Raw genomic sequence first — 18,918 nt, 5'->3', positions numbered from 1 at the left:
AACAAAAAACTCTTTACACTTTTTAATTACGATTCAAGTGTAAAGAGGATTGATTGTCATATTATTATATCCTGGCCATTCATTTAATTCAAAATCAGATTTTCTTAAGATAACAATGGATTTAAATTTAAATATTAACATATGTTTATATTTAAATATTATCAAAGATATATATTTTCAAACATATATAGTTAAATATTTATATACTTTAATATTTAACTATTAAAATATATAAATATTTATAGGAAACATCAGGGGTTGGACCCATTTCAATAATTTGGATACATTTTCTAGGTTAAATCATTCTCATTATTAGATCTTTTGTCTTGACCATTTGTTTATAAAGTTTATAGTTTCATTCCAACAATTTATATTTGCCTTTGCAAAACCATCTATATCGTCTGGATATTTATTTGAAGGATATATAGATTGATACGGTACAGTTAGCATATGTCCAGATTTTTCGTATGTGATATGTTTATATTCATGTTTAAAATGAGCTTTTCTAAGCAATTCCACGATTATTTCACAGTGAGTTTTAGAAGGCCAAATTTTATCTTTTAAAGATGCGAATTAATACTCTTTCATTTTTTAAAAGTCCACTTATTTTTATTGTTACAGGTTCATCAACTTTTGATGTTTCAGGCATAATACTTATCGTACAATTATTCTCCATTAACCTCTCCCCCCATATATTTATTATATAATTACACAAAAGAGTAACACTCATATTATTCCTATGCATGCTACTCTTTGCTATATTCAAATAATCTTTTTATTTAACCTACATAAATATAAATAAATCTCAATATTTTCTTATATTACTTAAATACATCTAATATATTCAGCCTTATCATTAAATAAATAATAAGTATCCTCTTCTAATATTTCTCCAGTTTCAATATATTTCTCTATGTTAATTTTAAACTTTTCTAAATGATATTCTTTAAATGAATATTGTTCTTTAAGTTTTTCTTTTATACTCTTTTCTTCCTCTTTCTCCATGTCACTTCTCAAAAATTCTGGAAGACCACGTTTCTTATTAAATATTAAGTAATTAAATCTAATAATCTCTTTTAAATATTTGTTACTTTCTTGTAATACACTTTCACTATAATCTAAAAATACTTTATAGTATTCAGCATTTCCTATGTTTTTGCTAAAATAACCTTTATCTTCAAAGAACATTCCTAGACTATAGTAAAAATCAAATGGTAACTCAAATTTTCTTTCAAAATATCTAATTATATGATTAAACTTTTGAGAATTATAATATTTATCTACCATCTCTTCTACCTTTTTTAGTTTTAATAACTCTTCGTATGAGATTTTATCCGTTTTTAATATCTCATATGGCGGATATGGTGAGTATTCCATTCCATATTTGTCTGCATCTTCTCTCATAGAAGATCCCTTTAATAACTTTAAAAAACCAAGTTGTATTTCTTCTGGTTTTATTTCATACATATCATTAAAAGACTTTTTGAAAGATTCATAATCTTCTCCAGGAAGTCCTGCTATTAGATCTAAATGCTGATCTATATTTCTTAATGCTTCAATTTCTAAAACTTTTTCTTTTATATCACTGAAATTAACAAATCTATTTATATTTCTTAAAACTTCGTCATTAGTAGTTTGAACGCCAACTTCAAATCTAAATCTTCCTTTTGGAGCTTTTGATAAAAGTTCTATTTCCTGTGGCTTTAATATGTCTGCTGATATCTCAAAATGAAATTGAGTATTCGTATCTTGATTTATTAAGAAATCCCATATTGCCATAGCAAATTTAGAATTACAGTTAAATGTACGGTCAACAAATTTAACTAATCTAACTTCCTTATTTATAAAATACATTAAATCCTTTAATACTCTATCAATATCTAAAAATCTAACTCCATGACTTGTAGATGAAAGACAGTATTTACAGTTAAAAGGACACCCTCGTGAAGCCTCATAATATACAATTTTATTAGTCAAATCTTCATTTTCTTCATATGGAAAAAATATTTCATCCATTGACATAAGTGGACGCTTTTCATTGGAATAAACTATATCATTAACTTTATAATGAAGCCCTCTGACATCTTCCAGTTTAATTTTACCTAATTTATATAGAATAAAATCTCTATAAGTTTTTTCTCCTTCACCTTCAATAACATATTCTCCTACATTATTTTTCAAGAAACTTCTTGAGTCAAATGAAACTTCTGGTCCACCATATAAAATTTCTATATTAGAATCCACTCTCTTTATCAAATTAGCCACTCTTGAGATAAGTTCAACATTCCAAATATATGTTGAAAATGCTACAATATCTGGTTTTTCTTTAATTATTTCTTCAAGTATTCTACCTTCCCTATCGTTTATAGTGAATTCTTTTATTTTGCTTTCATAATCCATATCTCTTGTAAAACTTTTTAAGTATCTAACTGCTAAATTACTATGAATGAATTTAGAGTCAATCGCTGTAATTAATACCTTCATAATTAATATTCTCCTCTACTTCAGCTTTAGTCTTCAGTTTCTTTCCTCTTATGAAGAAAACATCTTCCCACGCTTTAGTTTCTTCTATTTCAAAATATTTTTCAAGAATTTTTTTTATTTCTTCAATATTCGAATTTAAAAGTATATTTAAATTCTTAAATGTAAACTCCTTAACTTTTTCATTTTGTAATATTACTTTTATCTTATTATTAAATATTTTTCCCCTTTCTTTATTAATATCCCAAATAAATATTTCACCAGATTCTTTTATATATGAACTTATTTCTCTTATTAATCTTTCTTTTTCTAAACTAGTCCATATTTTATTTAACTCAAAGAAAAATGTACATGCATCATATTTTCTATCTTTTAGCTCTACTTTACTATCGCTAGATACATAGTCTAATGATATCTCATCCTTTGCTTCCTTTGATATATTATATATTATACCAAGATTTTTTTCTCCTACATCTAATATATCTCCTTGAAATATAATATTCTCTAGATTAATTACCAATGTTTTTCCCATAACATCTCCTCCATTATCACTAATACCTTTTATTATATTTTAGCATTTATTCCATAAATTTGAATATAAATTATTTTTGTTTATTAGATTACTTAAATAATAAAACTGTCTTAAGTTGATAAAACATCACTTAAGACAGTTCAATTTTCTATTTATTATTTTTTATATCCGCGCTTAGAATAAAATTTAAATATTATTAAGCAGGTTAGTATAAATAAAAATACAAATATAAATATCCAAATTGGTTTTGGAAGATTAAATTTCAATCCAAAATCATTAGATTGTAATTTATATATACAACCCATTCCACTATCTAATATATAAATATCTCCATCCGAATATTTAATTCCCTGTATTTTACTCTTATCTTTTAACTTTAATAAGTCATATACAACACTTTCTGAATTTATTCCAGCTATAAGATTCTCTTTACTATTAAAATATACATTTGAATTCTTTTCTAATATTTTTCCATCTTTATCTATGGCTAAGTATCTTATCGCACTAACTTCTGGATATTGATATATAGGTGCTTGAACTATTTTATTAGGAGGATTAGCAATAAGAGGTGATACTAATTTTTCCCCTTTAAACCTTGGTGAACTTATAGGATCTCCACCACTAAAATCAGGCCAACCATACCATTTTCCTTTATCTAGTTTATACAAATAATCAAAATCTCTATTAATAGGCCTATCCCCTATATTCTCCATCCCTCCAACAATTCCAATTAGATTTCCTTCACTATCTAGATCCCATCCCTTTACATTTCTTATTCCTGAAGCATATAATGATGTCTTATCGTTATTTAGATTCACTTCAATTATACAAGAGTTTGCTATACTCTGGGCTTTTATTTTTTGCCCTCCTTCACTGGAATTTCCATATGGCATAAAAGCTCCTGTTTTCTTTTCACCATAATTGAATCCATTTAATGTTACATCTATAGAGCTTTTATCATAAGGTATTTTGTTTTGCGAATACTCGCTATCATTAGATGCTATTCCTGAATTCGTAGCACTTCCTATCGCTAAAAGTAATTTTGAATCCTTTATAATTAAATTCCTATCCAAATATTTCCCTTCACTAGGTATATTCCCTAAAATGCTTTTTAAACTTTTTGATGCTAAATCATATTCATATAAATCTGTTTTAGAAATAAAATACAATTTGTTATTATAATAAAGCAAGTTTTCCATTTCTAAGGATTTATCCTCCAATAAAGTTTCTTCCCTACCATCTATTTTAATAACTTTAATATAATTATTGTAAGCTATATAGGTATTTTGGTTTTCATCTTTCTCAAAAGCTACAGAATCTTTACAATTTTTATAAACAACACTCCAGCTAACATTATTTTTTAATGTATTCATCCTATATTCATTAGATAATTTAAATACAGCAAAAGCTAGTACAACTATTATAATTGATATAATCAAAAACTTTAGAAATCTTTTCACTACACTTCCCTCCTTTACCTCTATAATTAAATTCTAAAAATACTTCTTATGTACAAATCATAATATCCATATTAAATTTATATTGTAAATTTAATAAAATAAGACCTCTCTTTAAAAATCTTATTTGTTTTACATATTAAAATAAGAGCAATAACTCACATAAAATATATGGATTATTACTCCTACTAATTTTTATATTCTTTTTAACTATGTAAAGATGTTTATATATGTTAATCAATATTCCATAAATTAAAGATTTTCAGCTAATTCTCCTAATTTCTTAGCTGTTGAGTTTAACTCTGCTATAGATGCTGCTATTTCTTCTAATGCAGCTGATTGACCTTGTGAGACATCATTAGATTTAATTAAACCATCATTTATGCTATTTATTGATGTTGATATATGTTTTATAACTGAATCTATCTGTTTTATTGACTCATTTGAAGAATTTGATAGTTTCCTAATTTCTTGGGCAACAACATTAAATCCTCTTCCTGCATCACCAGCTCTAGCCGCTTCAATTGCAGCATTTAACCCTAATAAATTTGTCTGTGATGAAATTCCTTGAATAAATGTTACTATATTATCTGTATCTTTGGTCTTTTCATTAGTTTCTTTAGTTTCCAATAATAATTCTTCATTCATTGTCGCTAACTCTTGTACATCTTTTGCAACTTCGTTTATAGTTATTGATATTTGTGATAAAGTTTCCGTTAAATTTTTAGTTATACTCATCACAGCATTTTTTCTTTCTAAACTTTTTCCTACGACAAAAACACCTACAACTTTACCTTCTTCTTTAATTGGAATTGCGAATGATTTAAAAGCAGTTCCATATACATGCTCTGGCACAACTTTTATCATAGTATTCCCAGTTCTCAACACTTCAATTATAGCTCCTCCTTCTGGAATTATATCTCCCTTATTTGTGTTTAATTCCAATTTAGGGCTGTACTTTGTATATAAATATTGCTTAGTATCAGTTAATGCCATAGATACATCTTCATCAAAAAGGACTTCTAGAGATGGCAATGCATTATAGAAAAAATTTATCATATTATTATCTGAAATTTTGTTCATTATGTTTCCCCCATTTAGTACAATTGTTTTTTATAATTTAGCCACAGATAATTATATCTTTTTAGCACTTCTTTGTAAATATTTGTTTTATTTTATATCATTCTACCTTTATATCTAAAATTTTCAAATTCATATTTAGTTATCATTTTGAATATTATTTAAAGTAATTTAAAGGAGTGAATGAACTTTGGGCAAAGATAATTTTTTAAAAAATTCTTTTTTATTAGTGTCCTCTAACGTGACTACGGGTATACTCGGTTTTATATTTTCCATCTATCTTTCTAAAGTCCTAGGAGCCGAAGGAATGGGGCTCTATAATTTGGTTATGCCTATTTACAATTTATTTATATGTCTTATGACTGCAGGTATAGTTGCTTCTATATCCAAAATAACTGCTGTCTATGCACAAAAAGGGGAACATAAAAATATAGAAAAAACGATTAGAGTTGTTTCATTATTTAATATATCTTGGGCACTCTTGGTAGGTATACTAGTATTTATATGCGCCCCACTAATTGGTAAATACGGTGTAAATGACGCTCGTACTATAAATGCAATAAAAGTTATCTGTCCAGCTATGGTATGTATAGCAATTTCAAATATACTTAAAGGATACTTTTACGGAACTTCTAAGATTACAGTGCCAGCTATAATTGATATTTTTGAAAAGGCCATGAGAATTCTAACTGTAAGCATGCTTATATTTTTTACTAAAGCTAATACTTTAGAAGGTATGGTAACCTTAGCTACAGTTGCATTATGCATTGGTGAATTTCAAAGCTTATTTTTCCTCTATATTTACTACAAATACTCAATTAGAAAAATGCCCATTTCTCACGAAAAGACTGAAAGCAGATTTCAGCTTCTCTTTGATGTGGTAATTATAGCAATTCCACTTTGTGCAAATGGTTTTTTAACTAATATTCTAGGGACTCTTGCAACACTAATTGTTCCTCGGCGTTTACTAGTAGCTGGTTTTACTTATACTGAAGCTTTAAGTATGATAGGTAAATATACTGGGATGGCTCTTAGCATAATAACAATACCGTTAATTGTGGTCTCAACAATTAATACATTATTAATTCCAGATCTTTCTCAAAGTCTAGTTTTAGGAAAACAATATGAAGCCTCTGTTAGAATAAGAAAGGTCCTTAAAGTTGCTTTCTTACTTGGTATAGCAACAACAATAATTTGTAATGTTATTCCCCATAGCCTTGGTGAGATGTTTTATGGCCGGAATGACTTAGGTCTATATATTAGATTTGCTTCACTTACTGCACCAATATTCTTTCCTGCAGTAACTATGTTTGGAATACTAAATGGACTTAATAGACAAGGAATAATTTTAAGAAACTCATTAATAGAAGCCGTAATTGAATTGATATGTTTATACATATTTACTGCTATTCATGCAATTAATATATTTGGTTATAGTTTAACTATGCTTGTAGCGTGTACAATTGGCTTTATTCTCAATATGTACGAGGTTAACAAACATATTGAACTTAATTTAAACAAATTTAATATAGTAATATATATATTGCTTGGATTTTTAACTTTCTTAATTATAAACATATTTTCAAAACATATGTTCACGAATTCTATAGTCATAAATAACTTTATTATAATGGGTCTTGTTTTCTTAATTTTTACGTACCTTGGTACCTTTGGAGAAAATGAATATTAATATCTATGTAACCCAGTTATTCATATAGTTTAGCTTAATAAGGCTTTGTTCTTGTTTAAAGCAAATTGGGATTTAACTATAATTTTTGCTAGTGTACATTATATAATCCTATGAAGCCGTCTGGCCATAGCAGATATTATAAATACACTGACTAAATGTTTATAGTTAAATCCCATTCTTTACTTTTGAAGTTTTTTTCTCAAAAATCTAGGTAAATAGTTAAATATTCTAGGTGATATACTGTCTATATCATTCTTTTTTATTCCACCTATTAACATCATTGAATATAAATAAACAAATCCAGCTATAGAAATAATTAAAATCGTTGAAATTGCTTTTAAGAAAACATTTCCATTAGCTAATGTTAGTATAACTGATGTTGGTGTCTTGAGCATAAATATTATACCTGCCATTATTGCAGAAGCAAAAAGAGGTTTAACTGCGCTTCTAAAAAGAGGAATCTTAACTCTAAGTGCCTTTTTTAATGCTCTTTTATTTAAGATCATTGGTATTGCAAACCATAAAAAGTTTCCTGCTACTACTCCTAAAATATTAATTTCTGGTATCCCTACTAATATGTAATTAGCTATTATTTTAGCTACTATCCCTATACTAAATGTTCCAAGCACATAATAAAGCTTATTCATACTTTGAAGTATTATTGTTTGTATTTGCACAACAGCCATGAGAACCAAAACTACTGATCCCATTACCATTAATTCAAACCCTTGATCAGTTCCATAAAGCAATTCAAAAACCTCTTGTCCTAAGCAAGAAAGGCCTACAGCTGCTGGTATTGTTATTATTAATGTTATTCTAAAAGCAAAAGAAGTTTTTCTTCTTATTTCCTTCTTATCTTTTAATGCCATAGCTGCTGAAACAGCCGGTAATACGGTTGTCCCAAGGGCAGTAACTATTATCAATGGAACAGATAATAAGGTCTTATATCTCCCAAGAACCCCATAAAGCACGTGAGATTGTTGTAAATCAAATCCTGCAAATGCTAACCTACTATTTACGTTCACCATATCTACTAAGCTACCAAAATTCTGAAGCCCTGAGCTTAATGTTATTGGTAAGCCGTATTTAATTAACTTTCTTATGATATGCTTAGTTCTTACTCTTTTAACATTTTGTTGAGCATACATAGAATCTTCTTCAAAATTCTTCTTTCCATAAACATATACCATATATAGACATGCAACGAAAGCACCTACGGAAGTACCTATAGTTCCCCCTGCACTACCATATTCAACACTTATGTGTACTAGGAAATATGCACAAGCTAAACTAATTGCGATATTTATTACTTGTTCTAATACTTGTGATACCGCAATTGCAGTCATACTATTTCTTCCTTGAAAATATCCTCTATACGATGATAAAAGCGATGTAACAAATATACTTGGCGCAAGCATCAAAATTCCATAAGAAGCTGCTGGGTTTCCAATCATATTTCCAATAGGAAAAGCAAACAGCATTAAAAATATAGTTAATACCGCACCAACTAAAGATAAAAGAGTTCTTGATATTTTAAGAGCTCTTACAGCATCGTTTGGTTTTCCTAATGCTGTAAGCTCTGCAACCACTTTAGCAATAGCTGGTTGAGTCCCTAAGTTGGTAACTGCATATACAAATAAAAACACTTCATAACAATTCTGATATATTCCATATCCATCTAACCCAATTATTCTTTGAAGCAGTGGTATATAAAAAACTGATATAACTTTGGTTAAAAGCCCTGCTATTGAAAGAATTAAAAAGCCTCTGCTACTATTGGCTGATTGATCTTCCATAATTACCTCCTATCTAAGTGAGAACTTAAATACATCTTGCTTTATTTTTTTAAATATTGGAGGTAATGCCGATGCTATAGTCTTGTTTTTTAGATATTCTAACTTTCCATTAATTTTTCTAAAATTCAACTTATAAGCATATAAATACTGAAAATTTAGACCATATTTACTTTCAAAAAATGAATTTAATTTCTTATCTCCATATTTATTATCTCCAATTATAGGGTTTCCTAAATGTGCTAAATGTGCTCTAATTTGATGACTTCTTCCTGTAATTAAGTGTATTTCTAAAAGTGAATATGCACCATTGCTTTCCACTATACTTATTTCCATTGATATTTTTTTTGAGTTCTTAACCTCAGTGTCGTATATCTTAGATGTGTTAGTTTCAGGATTCTTTAATATGTACGCCTCATAAAGTCCAGCTCTTATTTTTCCTTTTGCTAAAGCGTAATAATATTTTCTTATTTCGTCTTCTCTAATGGCTTCATTTATGGCTTTTAAACCTTCGAAAGTCTTTCCGAACATGACCATTCCTGAAGTATTTCTATCTAATCTATTGCATGCTGCTGGTGTAAATGTTATTTCGTTTTCTGGAATATAATCACCCTTATCATTTAAATAAGAAAGAACATAATCTGTAAGAGTAGGTTCTTCACTATTATTGCTATCTGAATGAACCAATACATCTGGCCATTTTTCAATTACTACTACATTTTCATCTTCATATGCAATCTTGATTCTTTTAGGATCAACTTTAATAAACTTTTCTTTTTTATCTTCTTTGTTACTCTGTATGTATTTTATTTCTACTACATCGCCTTCTTGTAAGAAGTATTTCTCATTTTGTTTTTTCCCATTAACCCTTATATCTTTTTTTCTTAGAGCTTTAAAAATTGCGCTTAATGGCACATCTTTTAATAATTTTCTTAAAAATTTATCTAATCTCTGACCTGCCTCGTTTGGACCTATTTCTATTTTCAAATATAATCACTCCTAAATTTATTACCCTTAGCATTATCTAGTTTTTTAAACATATTGTCAATTTATTTTACATAAAATCGCAAAATAATACTATTACTTTGTTAAATAATTAAATGCTGCCAAAGCTTGAATAGAAACTCCAATTGGAAGACAATCCTCATCTATATTAAACAAATTACTATGTGCTGGCTCAGTAGTATTCTTTTCTTTATTTCCTGAACCTAAAAAATAAAATGCACTTGGTCTTTCATTTGCAAAATAAGCAAAACTTTCAACTCCCATTTTAGGCGCTTTTTGTTCTAAAACATTTTCTTTTCCTAAAATTTCATTTGCGCTATCACTTATTAAATCTACAAACTCATCATCATTATATAAGCAAGGATAACTTTCTTCTATTTTTACTTCTGCTTTAGCTCTTGACATAACTGCAATCCCATTTACAATTTCATTTAATCTTTTTATTGCAAATGCCCTATCTTCTTTTGTCATGGTTCTAATCATTCCACTTAGGGTAGCTTCTCCTGGGATAATATTCTGAGCAGTTCCTGCATGTAATGTACCAACAGTTATAACAATCGGATTAACTGGTGATATTTCTCTGCTTACTATTGTTTGAAGTGCTACTACAATGTGACTGGCAATAACAATAGGATCAACAGTAGTATGAGGTGATGCTCCATGACCGCCTTGACCTGTTATCTTTATACTAAACGGATTTGAAGCTGCATTAACTACACCTTTTTTTATTTTTATAGTGCCACATTTTGTTTCCTCATCAACGTGAAGCCCAATAACACAATCAACTCTTGGATTATCTAAAACTCCCTCGTTTATCATAGGCGTAGCTCCACCAGTAGTTTCTTCAGCAGGTTCAAATAATAACTTTACTGTACCAGAAAACTTATCTTTATTATTATTTAATAACTTTGCTGCTCCCATAAGTATTGTTGTATGAGCATCATGTCCGCAAGCGTGCATTCTTCCATCAATTTTTGATTTAAATTCACAAGTTTTCATATCCTTAATAGGAAGTGCATCAATATCTCCTCTTAAGGCTATAGTTTTATTATTTCCTTCTTTTGTACCTTTTATAATTCCACATACACCTGTTTTTGCTACTTCAATATACTGAATATTATTAGATTCTAAAAAATCCTTGATTACTTTAGATGTTCTAACCTCTTCAAATCCAAGTTCTGGATGTTCATGTAAATCCCTTCTTATTTTTATAAGTTCGTCTTTTATAAGATTAGCTTCTTTTTTAAAATCTATCATTTCTCTAATCCCTCCATATTTAATAATAATTAGATTTTTAAGCATATTTAAAGAATACACTATGCCAATTGTACAAAATAAATTCGTATATCGACTTATTTTAATTTTGAATATGCCTAAATTTAAAATATTAGCTCTAAGAAATAATAAACTTTAATTATCACTCCAAAAAACTTCTATTATATCTCCATCTTTTATATTTGCTGTGTATGGTGCCTTTTCCCCGTTTAAATTCAAGTTAATTATTCCTTTTGGAACTGTTAAGTCAAAATCTATATATTCAAATATATCTACTATTAGATATTGAACTTTTCCTTTCAATACTATATTTTCTCCATTGATATTAACTGTTATATTTCTAAACTCTTCTCTACCAATTGCTATTTCGATTTTATCTGAATTAATATTTTCACTATCTTCATTGCAACCTTCTATATTTTCGCTTTCTATCACATCTACATAATCTTCCCTATCATTTACCTTAGCAGCCTCTTCATGTCCTATATGTGAATCCATTGCTTTAATTACAATGTGATCACCTTCTAAAATTTCATAATTATCTTCTAAGTATTCTCCACCTTTTAGTAATATTACCTCTTCTTTTAATATATACTTCTTAAATTCATTAACTTTACATGGTAAGAATACTCTTATTTCATCACCATTTTTTATTATATAATCTAACTCTTCTCTTTTCTCATTAACAAGCGTTACAGGTTCTATATTCATAATATTATCATCTAAATAAATAGAAACTGAATTTATGTTTCTTATATTTTCTGATAATTTAGGTGATGCATCTTTTCCATTCTGTGCGTATTCTAGTATTATATTGTCATTTGCTTTAACTTCTGTTTCAAGAGTTGCTTCCTCTCCATTTATTCTGATCTTTGCATTAGTTCCATATTCACCAAAAACAATTCTTTTACATCCATTATAGTTAAACCTGACACTTTTACCATTTTTACTTATAAGTAGCGATGGATTTATTCCTGCCTGAAGCAATACATCCATTATAGTATGTTTATGGGAGTTAAATAAACTAATTGGATCATTATTTAAAATAACATCAATAAAATCATTTCCCATACTACGTATTGCTGTTAAAGCTATTCCTAGAACAGTTACACCTGATGATCCCATATCATTATCTGAAACACACTCTATCACTGCCTGCCTATCTTTAATAGCTATTCTTTGAGGTGGTAATTTTAATTTATCAGCAATAGCCTCTAAAATTCCGGGTGTATGAGCTCCACCTCCTACTAAAAATACAGCACTTGGAGCCTTGCCCCCATTTAATTCTAAAATCTTTTTAGATATTTCTTCTCCAGTCTTAATAACAATAGAATCAATTAGTTTGTATACACTTTCTGATGATATTATATTTTCCATACCCAGAACATCAATATATTTTATTTCTTCTTCTTTTACTATAGATCTTTTTATATTTTCAGCAGTATTAAAGTCTACTAAATATTCTTGAACAATAGTTTCTGTAATCTCATCTCCAGCCATTGGGACCATTCCATATGCAGATATACTTTCTTTAGAACTTATGGCTATATCCGAAGTTCCAGCTCCTATATCTACAAGCGCGATATTAAGCAGTCTTAAATTTTTAGGTATAGCAGCTTCCATAGCAGCTATCGGCTCTAAAGTCAAATTTACAACCTTTAAATTAACCCTATTCATTACTGCATAAAGTGAATCAATTACAGATCTAGGTAAAAAAGTTGCTATAACTTCTGCACCTATATTTTCTCCCTTATGCCCTAATAAATTAGATATTAAAAATCCATTTAAGTAGAAATTTCTAACTGAATATCCAACACAATATAGTTTTCCTTCAGTTGTAGAAGCTATCTGCTCCTCTGCCTTTTTTACAGCACTCAATTCAAGACTTCTTATGATTTCTTTATTAACTTCTTCATCATCATTAAGCTCAATATCTGCTCTTACATCAATAGTTCTTAAAAATCTACCTGCCGCCGCAATAGATACTTCATTTAGCTGTATTTCAAGTTCATCTTCGAGATAATTCTTAACTTTTTGAACAACAGATGCCACTAAATTAATATCGTGTATTTGCCCATCCACCATGGCTCTTTCTTCATGCTCTAAATATTTCTCGCATACAACTTGGAACTTCTTATCTTTTACTATTCCTACTGTACCTATAATTGACCTAGTTCCTATATCTAAGGCAAAAATTATATCCTTTTGATTAAATCTTTTTAATTCCATATAAACACAACCAACCTTTATTGTTTTATTTATATTTTTAACTCCTGCATAAATATACTATAAATTATATATTATAAGCCAATTACATACAATGACTTAAAATATTTGTTCACAATTTTGCATTACTTCAACTTATTTACTTATTAACTTCCCTCTGCTAAAATGGTAGAAGGTGTAATTGCCGTGATTTTAATACATAAAAATGATTAACTATAGAAACAAATGTATACCAAATTAAAATAATTAGTTTTTAAGAGGGGGATAACATGCAAAGTAGACCTAACATATCTTTATTAAAAAATAACTACTTAGAGACCTATCATGCTATACAAGCATGTTTGATGCAACATAACTTTAGCCTTTTATTACCAAGAAATATAGAAAAACAAATTTTTGATATTGTATTTACAGCTCAAAATCAGAAGGTTCCAACAAAAAAATTAGAATGCAACAAAGATCTGGATAAGTTTTGTAATAAGTTAATTTATGAGTATAATTCTTCAGTGTCTGCTATTCAACAAGTACTTGAAGGAATATTTACTTTTTCAATACTAGTTTTTTTCTTTACTTTACTAGATGTTTTATTTGAAAAAGGAGTATTAATGAGCACCTTAATTACTTGTATTCTAATATCTATAGGGTATTTCATCTCAAATACTATTTTAAGACATAAGGAAACATCCAGTTCTAAGCTTCGCTCCTTATTAATCTTTGGAATTGTGTTAATTCCATTTATGATTATGTCTTTTCTAAAGACTAAAATTCCTTCTTTAGCTGTCACCTTTCCATTTCTTGATAGTTTAGTATTAACATTAGTAACTGGTGTTATTAGCTTTCTTTCATACTCCATACTTTCAAAAAAGTATGATTTGTTTATATTTATAAGACGTAAATAATTTAATATTTTAGAATGTATATATACTACAATTTAATCCCTACATTATTATTTAAATTAAGCACTTGGATTATTAGAATTTTAAATGTAAGTTTATTATTACAACATATATAAAAGCTAGAAAGTACTTAACTTTCTAGCTTTTGTGCTTTTATTATAATAAATACAAAGCTCCCATAAAGGAGCTAAGCAATGTTAAAAGAAAATAAATATTAAAAAGATGTTAATATTATATGAGAACATTAATCATTTAATTCGCAACATTTATTGTTCTAAATAAAGTGTTAATGAAAAGTCTAAAATCTCCCCCTTAAATAAATAAGGTGGGAGATTTTATCTGAAGAGATGTTTAAAATTATATGGGTATAATATATTATGCAGAAACTCATATAATAATACTAACTTTATCGACTTACTAAATCATTATTTAAGTATGATTTCTGCTTATACATAATTAGGATTAAATATGTTCATCTATACTAAATCCCCAATGACTTTTTAGTTAAAAATCCAATTTCTCTACTGAATTTCTGTAAACTAACTCTGCATTATCTCCCGCTTTCTTTCTCAGACCTCTTGCCTTGACTACTTTCACTAATCCATACATTACTACTGCAATTACAGCTATAGGTACCAATGTTCTAATTCCTATTCCATTTCCACTGGCAAATCCTAATCTTGAGCAAACAACATACATTGATACCATCAAGAATAATACTACTCCACAAGCTTCATAACGATATTTCCATGGCTTAATATCTACTACTTTATTGTCTTTTAACACATATTCCTTTTCTCTTGGTTTTATTTTACCAATAATTAGCATAATCATACATGTGATTACAAATAAGATTCCTAATTGATGAAGGAAATGCATTTCTGGTTTTATTATTAATTGAAGTGTTCCATAAGTTAATACAAAAAATATTATTGATATTTTTGCTGCTATAGCCGGTACCTTTTTTGTTACATATCCTATAAAAACTATTGTGAATATAGGCACATTGAAGAACCCATTTACTGTTTGCAAGTATTGGAATAATCCTTGTGGTGCATACATTATAAATGGTGCTATAGTCATTGAAATTATAGCTAACACAAGTCCAAATATCTTACCCTTTGATATTATTTCCTTATCAGACTTTCCTTTTCCAAATACAGGACTATATACATTTAATGCAAATAAGGTTGACGCACTATTTAACACTCCATTAAACACACTTAATACTGATCCAAACATAGCTGCTGCAAAGAAACCAATTAAAGGTTTTGGTAATACATCGTTTACTAGTCTTGAATATAATAAGTCTGGATTTTCAACACCTGCTCCATATATATGAAAAGCTACTATTCCTGGTACTATAACTATTAATGGTGTTAATACTTTTAAAAGTCCTGCAAAAATTATTCCCTTTTGCCCTTCTGCTAAATTTTTAGCTGCTAATGCTCTTTGAATGATTGCTTGATCAGTTCCCCAATAATAAAGATTAACTAAAAGCATTCCTGTAAATAAAGTTCCAAAAGGTATAGGATCTTGTGATGTTCCTATAGCATTGAATTTATCTGAATGATTAACTAATATATTTGATAATCCTGTTGAAAAGCTTCCATGACCAAAATATATTATTCCAAATATAGGTACTATTAATCCTCCAATAGCTAATCCTATACCATTTAATGTGTCTGATACTGCAACTGCTTTTAATCCACCAAGTATAGCATAAATAAATCCTATTATACCGATAATCCAAACCATAATCCAAATGCTAGCTGTATAGCTTATACCAAACATTTCTTGCACGTTAAATATTTGAGCCAATGCAATAGCACCAGAATAAAGAGTTATTGGAAGTAGATTCGAAACATAACCTAATAAAAATAATATTGAAACTATCTTTTTAACACCTGAATCGAAACGTTCTTCAAGAAAATCAGGCACGGTTGTAACCCCTTGTTTTAAATATCTTGGAAGTAAAAATAAAGCTACAATTACAAGAGTAATACCAGAGCCAACTTCCCAGCCCATAACACTCATATTGCTTGAGTAAGCTTGAGCACTCATACCTACAAAATTAGATGCACTTAAATTTGTAAGTAATAAAGATGCCCCTATCACACCACCTGTCAAACTACGTCCACCTAAGAAATAAGAATCTTTTGAATTATTTTTTTGCCCCTTTAGCTTACGATACGTAATTGTTGCTACTAATACGATACAAAATAAAAATGAAATAACGGTTAACATGCTTTTTTCCTCCTTTAAAATTACGAACGTTTACATCTCACATGGAATTCCACAATTGATTTTAATAAGTACTCTAAATATAAACTGTTCATATTTCCGTAAACTACAGTATGTTATTGTTTTCTGTAATCGTTAATCACATTATATTGAAATCGTTCCATTATAAAAATCTCATTTATTAACTTTTCTTATAAAATATTAACTTAATTAAAAATAAATTTTATATATCCCTCTTTCATAGTTGGTTTTAAAAAATAATAAACATTTCTTTACTCCGATTTCTATACAGTACTCAATTAAAAATATTCATCATTTTTAATTTAAGATATATTCTACACCACATCTTTAATTTATAATTATCCAGTACATAAATTTAAATCCACTATTAAGTACATACCTTCACTAGAATTCCTATACTCTTAGTGCTATAATTTCCTATGGTGATGATCAATGAAGGTAAAAAAAATCACAAAGATAAGAAATCGAATAACTATATATTTTTCAATTATAATACTTGGATTAACTTTAGCTGTTACGTCCTCTATAAGTTCTATTTTTTCTAAAGAAATAATTAAACAATATAATAACGTTGCTACTGAGAAAATAACTGTAATTTCTAAAATCCTTAATGAAAATTTAGATTCTATAAGACATGATTCTTATATGATTGAAAATGATAAAAATATTTATGATTATATGTCTAAAGTTAATAGAAATAACTCTGCAACTCCAGAAAATAATGCAGAATTTTTTAATACTCTTTCAGAATATTGTAAATGGAGTAACTATATAATTTCTATAATTCCTTTAACAACAGATAAAAAAATAATGGATCCTCTTTATTCACAATATCCTTATAATGAATTAATTTATGGAAATAAAGAATTGGACAACTTTATTGAAAGTGGATATTCAAATAAATTTTCTTCTCCTAATACTTTTCCATTTAATTATGAGAATGCCGACTATGAAAAAAGAACAACTATAACTTATTTTTCTAGGTATTTGGATAAAGAAAACTACTCCCTTATCGGCTACCTTATGATCAATATAAAGAAAAAGAATTTATTTATGAACATAGATGATTACTGCCATGGAGTCTTTGATAGCACTTTTATTGTTGATAAAAATGGTAATCTGATTTATAAAATAGGAAATATTGATTATGACAATATAATGCTTGAAAAAGTTAATAATGATACTGTAAATGTTAATAACGTAAAGTATATGGAATTTAATAGTGTTATAGAAGCATATCCAGAATGGAGAGTCATTGGATTAATATCTTTGGACTCTTTAACCAGAAACCTTGATTCTATTCGATGGTTAATTTATTGTATTGGTATTTTTAGTATTGCAGTTGTGCTTTTTATCAGCCACTTTACTTCAAAGAAAATTACAGATCCTATATATGATATTACAAAAGCAATGAATAAGTTTGAAAATGGAGAATGGCCAGACAAACTAGAATCCAAAACCGAAGACGAACTTAAGTATCTTATAATTAGTTTTAATAAAATGATTTACAATATAAAAAATCTAATTGAACAAATCTATAAGGAAGAAGAGGAAAACAAAAAGCTTGAAGTTGAATCCATGAAAACCCAACTGGATTTACTGCAATCACAGATAAATCCTCATTTTATACATAATACACTAAATACAATAAACTATTTGGCTATAAAAAATAATCAAAATGAAATAAGAGAACTTATTCAATCATTTAATGGTCTGCTAAGACAAAGCATATCAACAAGTAAAAAGCTTATAACGTTAAAAGATGAACTTACATGCACTCAAAATTATCTGAAGATACAGAAGTATAGATATGGAGATATAGTTAAACTAGTATGTAATATTCCTGAAGAATTGAATAACTGTTTAGTGCCCAAACTTATTCTTCAGCCACTTATTGAAAATTCTCTTTATCATGGAATAGTACCTAAAGGTTGTGCTGGGACTATAAAAATAGATATATTGCCACAAAAAGATTTTATAAAAATAAAAGTTATCGATGATGGCGTAGGAATTAGTAAGAGAAAATCAACTCACAAAGGCTTTAATGGTATAAGCCTAGATAACATAAGCGAAAGACTCAGACTATATTTTGGAAGCGAATATGACTTAAAAGTATATAGCAAAACAGGAATTGGAACTTGTATAGAATTCAATATTCCATACATTTACTAGAGCACATTCGGGAAATAACAAGTCAGTGTGCCTTAATTCTAAAAAA

General features: G+C 28.1%; 14 protein-coding genes. 3 read left to right on the top strand and 11 right to left on the bottom strand.

What is annotated here, in order from left to right; all coding sequences use genetic code 11:
• Window positions 1-312: 312 nt before the first annotated feature.
• The 6 genes from F3K33_RS07225 to F3K33_RS07205 all read right to left on the bottom strand — a co-directional run bounded on the left by F3K33_RS07225 (window position 313) and on the right by F3K33_RS07205 (window position 5,553).
• On the bottom strand, window positions 313-519 hold the full coding sequence (locus F3K33_RS07225) for an acyl-CoA thioester hydrolase/BAAT C-terminal domain-containing protein (RefSeq protein WP_236892147.1): 207 nt from the start codon (window positions 517-519) through the stop codon (window positions 313-315).
• Window positions 520-553: 34 nt separating this feature from the next.
• On the bottom strand, window positions 554-676 hold the full coding sequence (locus tag F3K33_RS26940) for a hypothetical protein (RefSeq protein WP_023974233.1): 123 nt from the start codon (window positions 674-676) through the stop codon (window positions 554-556).
• 149 nt (window positions 677-825) lie between these two features.
• On the bottom strand, window positions 826-2,484 hold the full coding sequence (locus F3K33_RS07220) for a B12-binding domain-containing radical SAM protein (RefSeq protein WP_039772110.1): 1,659 nt from the start codon (window positions 2,482-2,484) through the stop codon (window positions 826-828).
• Complete coding sequence (locus F3K33_RS07215; protein WP_017211495.1) at window positions 2,459-3,013, bottom strand: hypothetical protein; 555 nt, start codon at window positions 3,011-3,013, stop codon at window positions 2,459-2,461. The genes F3K33_RS07220 and F3K33_RS07215 overlap by 26 nt, the downstream gene beginning before the upstream one ends.
• A gap of 155 nt (window positions 3,014-3,168) precedes the next feature.
• Window positions 3,169-4,473: a PQQ-dependent sugar dehydrogenase family protein gene (locus tag F3K33_RS07210; RefSeq protein WP_023974235.1), complete on the bottom strand. Its 1,305-nt coding sequence runs from the start codon at window positions 4,471-4,473 to the stop codon at window positions 3,169-3,171.
• 249 nt (window positions 4,474-4,722) lie between these two features.
• Window positions 4,723-5,553 carry a methyl-accepting chemotaxis protein gene (locus F3K33_RS07205; protein WP_011968723.1) on the bottom strand — a complete coding sequence of 277 codons (831 nt, stop codon included), beginning with the start codon at window positions 5,551-5,553 and terminating at the stop codon, window positions 4,723-4,725.
• Between the two features lie 187 nt (window positions 5,554-5,740).
• Here F3K33_RS07205 and spoVB point away from each other — a divergent pair, with 187 nt between their 5' ends.
• Entirely contained in the window at window positions 5,741-7,240 is a 1,500-nt protein-coding gene (gene spoVB, locus F3K33_RS07200; RefSeq protein WP_023974236.1) for a stage V sporulation protein B, read from the top strand.
• 179 nt (window positions 7,241-7,419) lie between these two features.
• Here the strand turns inward: spoVB and F3K33_RS07195 are convergent, their stop codons facing one another.
• From F3K33_RS07195 to F3K33_RS07180, 4 genes are all read right to left on the bottom strand, one after another.
• Window positions 7,420-9,036: a putative polysaccharide biosynthesis protein gene (locus F3K33_RS07195; RefSeq protein ID WP_011968721.1), complete on the bottom strand. Its 1,617-nt coding sequence runs from the start codon at window positions 9,034-9,036 to the stop codon at window positions 7,420-7,422.
• 9 nt (window positions 9,037-9,045) lie between these two features.
• Window positions 9,046-10,020 (bottom strand): RluA family pseudouridine synthase, encoded by a 975-nt coding sequence (locus F3K33_RS07190; RefSeq protein ID WP_023974237.1) that lies wholly within the window; start codon window positions 10,018-10,020, stop codon window positions 9,046-9,048.
• A gap of 93 nt (window positions 10,021-10,113) precedes the next feature.
• Window positions 10,114-11,295, bottom strand: a complete 1,182-nt coding sequence (locus F3K33_RS07185; protein ID WP_039772107.1) for a M20 metallopeptidase family protein — start codon at window positions 11,293-11,295, stop codon at window positions 10,114-10,116.
• 153 nt (window positions 11,296-11,448) lie between these two features.
• The gene (locus F3K33_RS07180; RefSeq protein ID WP_039772105.1) at window positions 11,449-13,542 is read right to left on the bottom strand and encodes a cell division protein FtsA; all 2,094 of its coding nucleotides are present in this window, start codon (window positions 13,540-13,542) and stop codon (window positions 11,449-11,451) included.
• Between the two features lie 266 nt (window positions 13,543-13,808).
• Between F3K33_RS07180 and F3K33_RS07175 the strand changes: the two genes are divergently transcribed.
• Window positions 13,809-14,438: a hypothetical protein gene (locus tag F3K33_RS07175; protein WP_017211503.1), complete on the top strand. Its 630-nt coding sequence runs from the start codon at window positions 13,809-13,811 to the stop codon at window positions 14,436-14,438.
• A gap of 501 nt (window positions 14,439-14,939) precedes the next feature.
• On the opposite strand, the gene F3K33_RS07170 is transcribed toward F3K33_RS07175, so the two are convergent.
• Entirely contained in the window at window positions 14,940-16,682 is a 1,743-nt protein-coding gene (locus F3K33_RS07170) for a solute:sodium symporter family transporter (RefSeq protein WP_039772102.1), read from the bottom strand.
• A gap of 450 nt (window positions 16,683-17,132) precedes the next feature.
• Here F3K33_RS07170 and F3K33_RS07165 point away from each other — a divergent pair, with 450 nt between their 5' ends.
• The gene (locus tag F3K33_RS07165) at window positions 17,133-18,872 is read left to right on the top strand and encodes a sensor histidine kinase (RefSeq protein WP_039772100.1); all 1,740 of its coding nucleotides are present in this window, start codon (window positions 17,133-17,135) and stop codon (window positions 18,870-18,872) included.
• The last annotated feature ends 46 nt before the right edge of the window (window positions 18,873-18,918 follow it).

The sequence above is a fragment of the Clostridium beijerinckii genome, from assembly GCF_008705175.1.
Lineage (GTDB): Bacteria > Bacillota > Clostridia > Clostridiales > Clostridiaceae > Clostridium > Clostridium beijerinckii.
Note: the sequence above shows the minus strand (reverse complement) of the source record. Positions and strands in the feature narration are given on the sequence as shown.

Bases quoted from the DNA above. Each gene is read 5' to 3' on its own strand.
- F3K33_RS07205 (WP_011968723.1), bottom strand. From the start codon at position 5,553: ATGAACAAAATTTCAGATAATAATATGATAAATTTTTTCTATAATGCA.
- F3K33_RS26940 (WP_023974233.1), bottom strand. From the start codon at position 676: ATGGAGAATAATTGTACGATAAGTATTATGCCTGAAACATCAAAAGTT.
- F3K33_RS07185 (WP_039772107.1), bottom strand. From the start codon at position 11,295: ATGATAGATTTTAAAAAAGAAGCTAATCTTATAAAAGACGAACTTATA.
- F3K33_RS07195 (WP_011968721.1), bottom strand. From the start codon at position 9,036: ATGGAAGATCAATCAGCCAATAGTAGCAGAGGCTTTTTAATTCTTTCA.
- F3K33_RS07165 (WP_039772100.1), top strand. From the start codon at position 17,133: ATGAAGGTAAAAAAAATCACAAAGATAAGAAATCGAATAACTATATAT.
- F3K33_RS07220 (WP_039772110.1), bottom strand. From the start codon at position 2,484: ATGAAGGTATTAATTACAGCGATTGACTCTAAATTCATTCATAGTAAT.
- F3K33_RS07175 (WP_017211503.1), top strand. From the start codon at position 13,809: ATGCAAAGTAGACCTAACATATCTTTATTAAAAAATAACTACTTAGAG.
- F3K33_RS07170 (WP_039772102.1), bottom strand. From the start codon at position 16,682: ATGTTAACCGTTATTTCATTTTTATTTTGTATCGTATTAGTAGCAACA.
- F3K33_RS07215 (WP_017211495.1), bottom strand. From the start codon at position 3,013: ATGGGAAAAACATTGGTAATTAATCTAGAGAATATTATATTTCAAGGA.
- F3K33_RS07180 (WP_039772105.1), bottom strand. From the start codon at position 13,542: ATGGAATTAAAAAGATTTAATCAAAAGGATATAATTTTTGCCTTAGAT.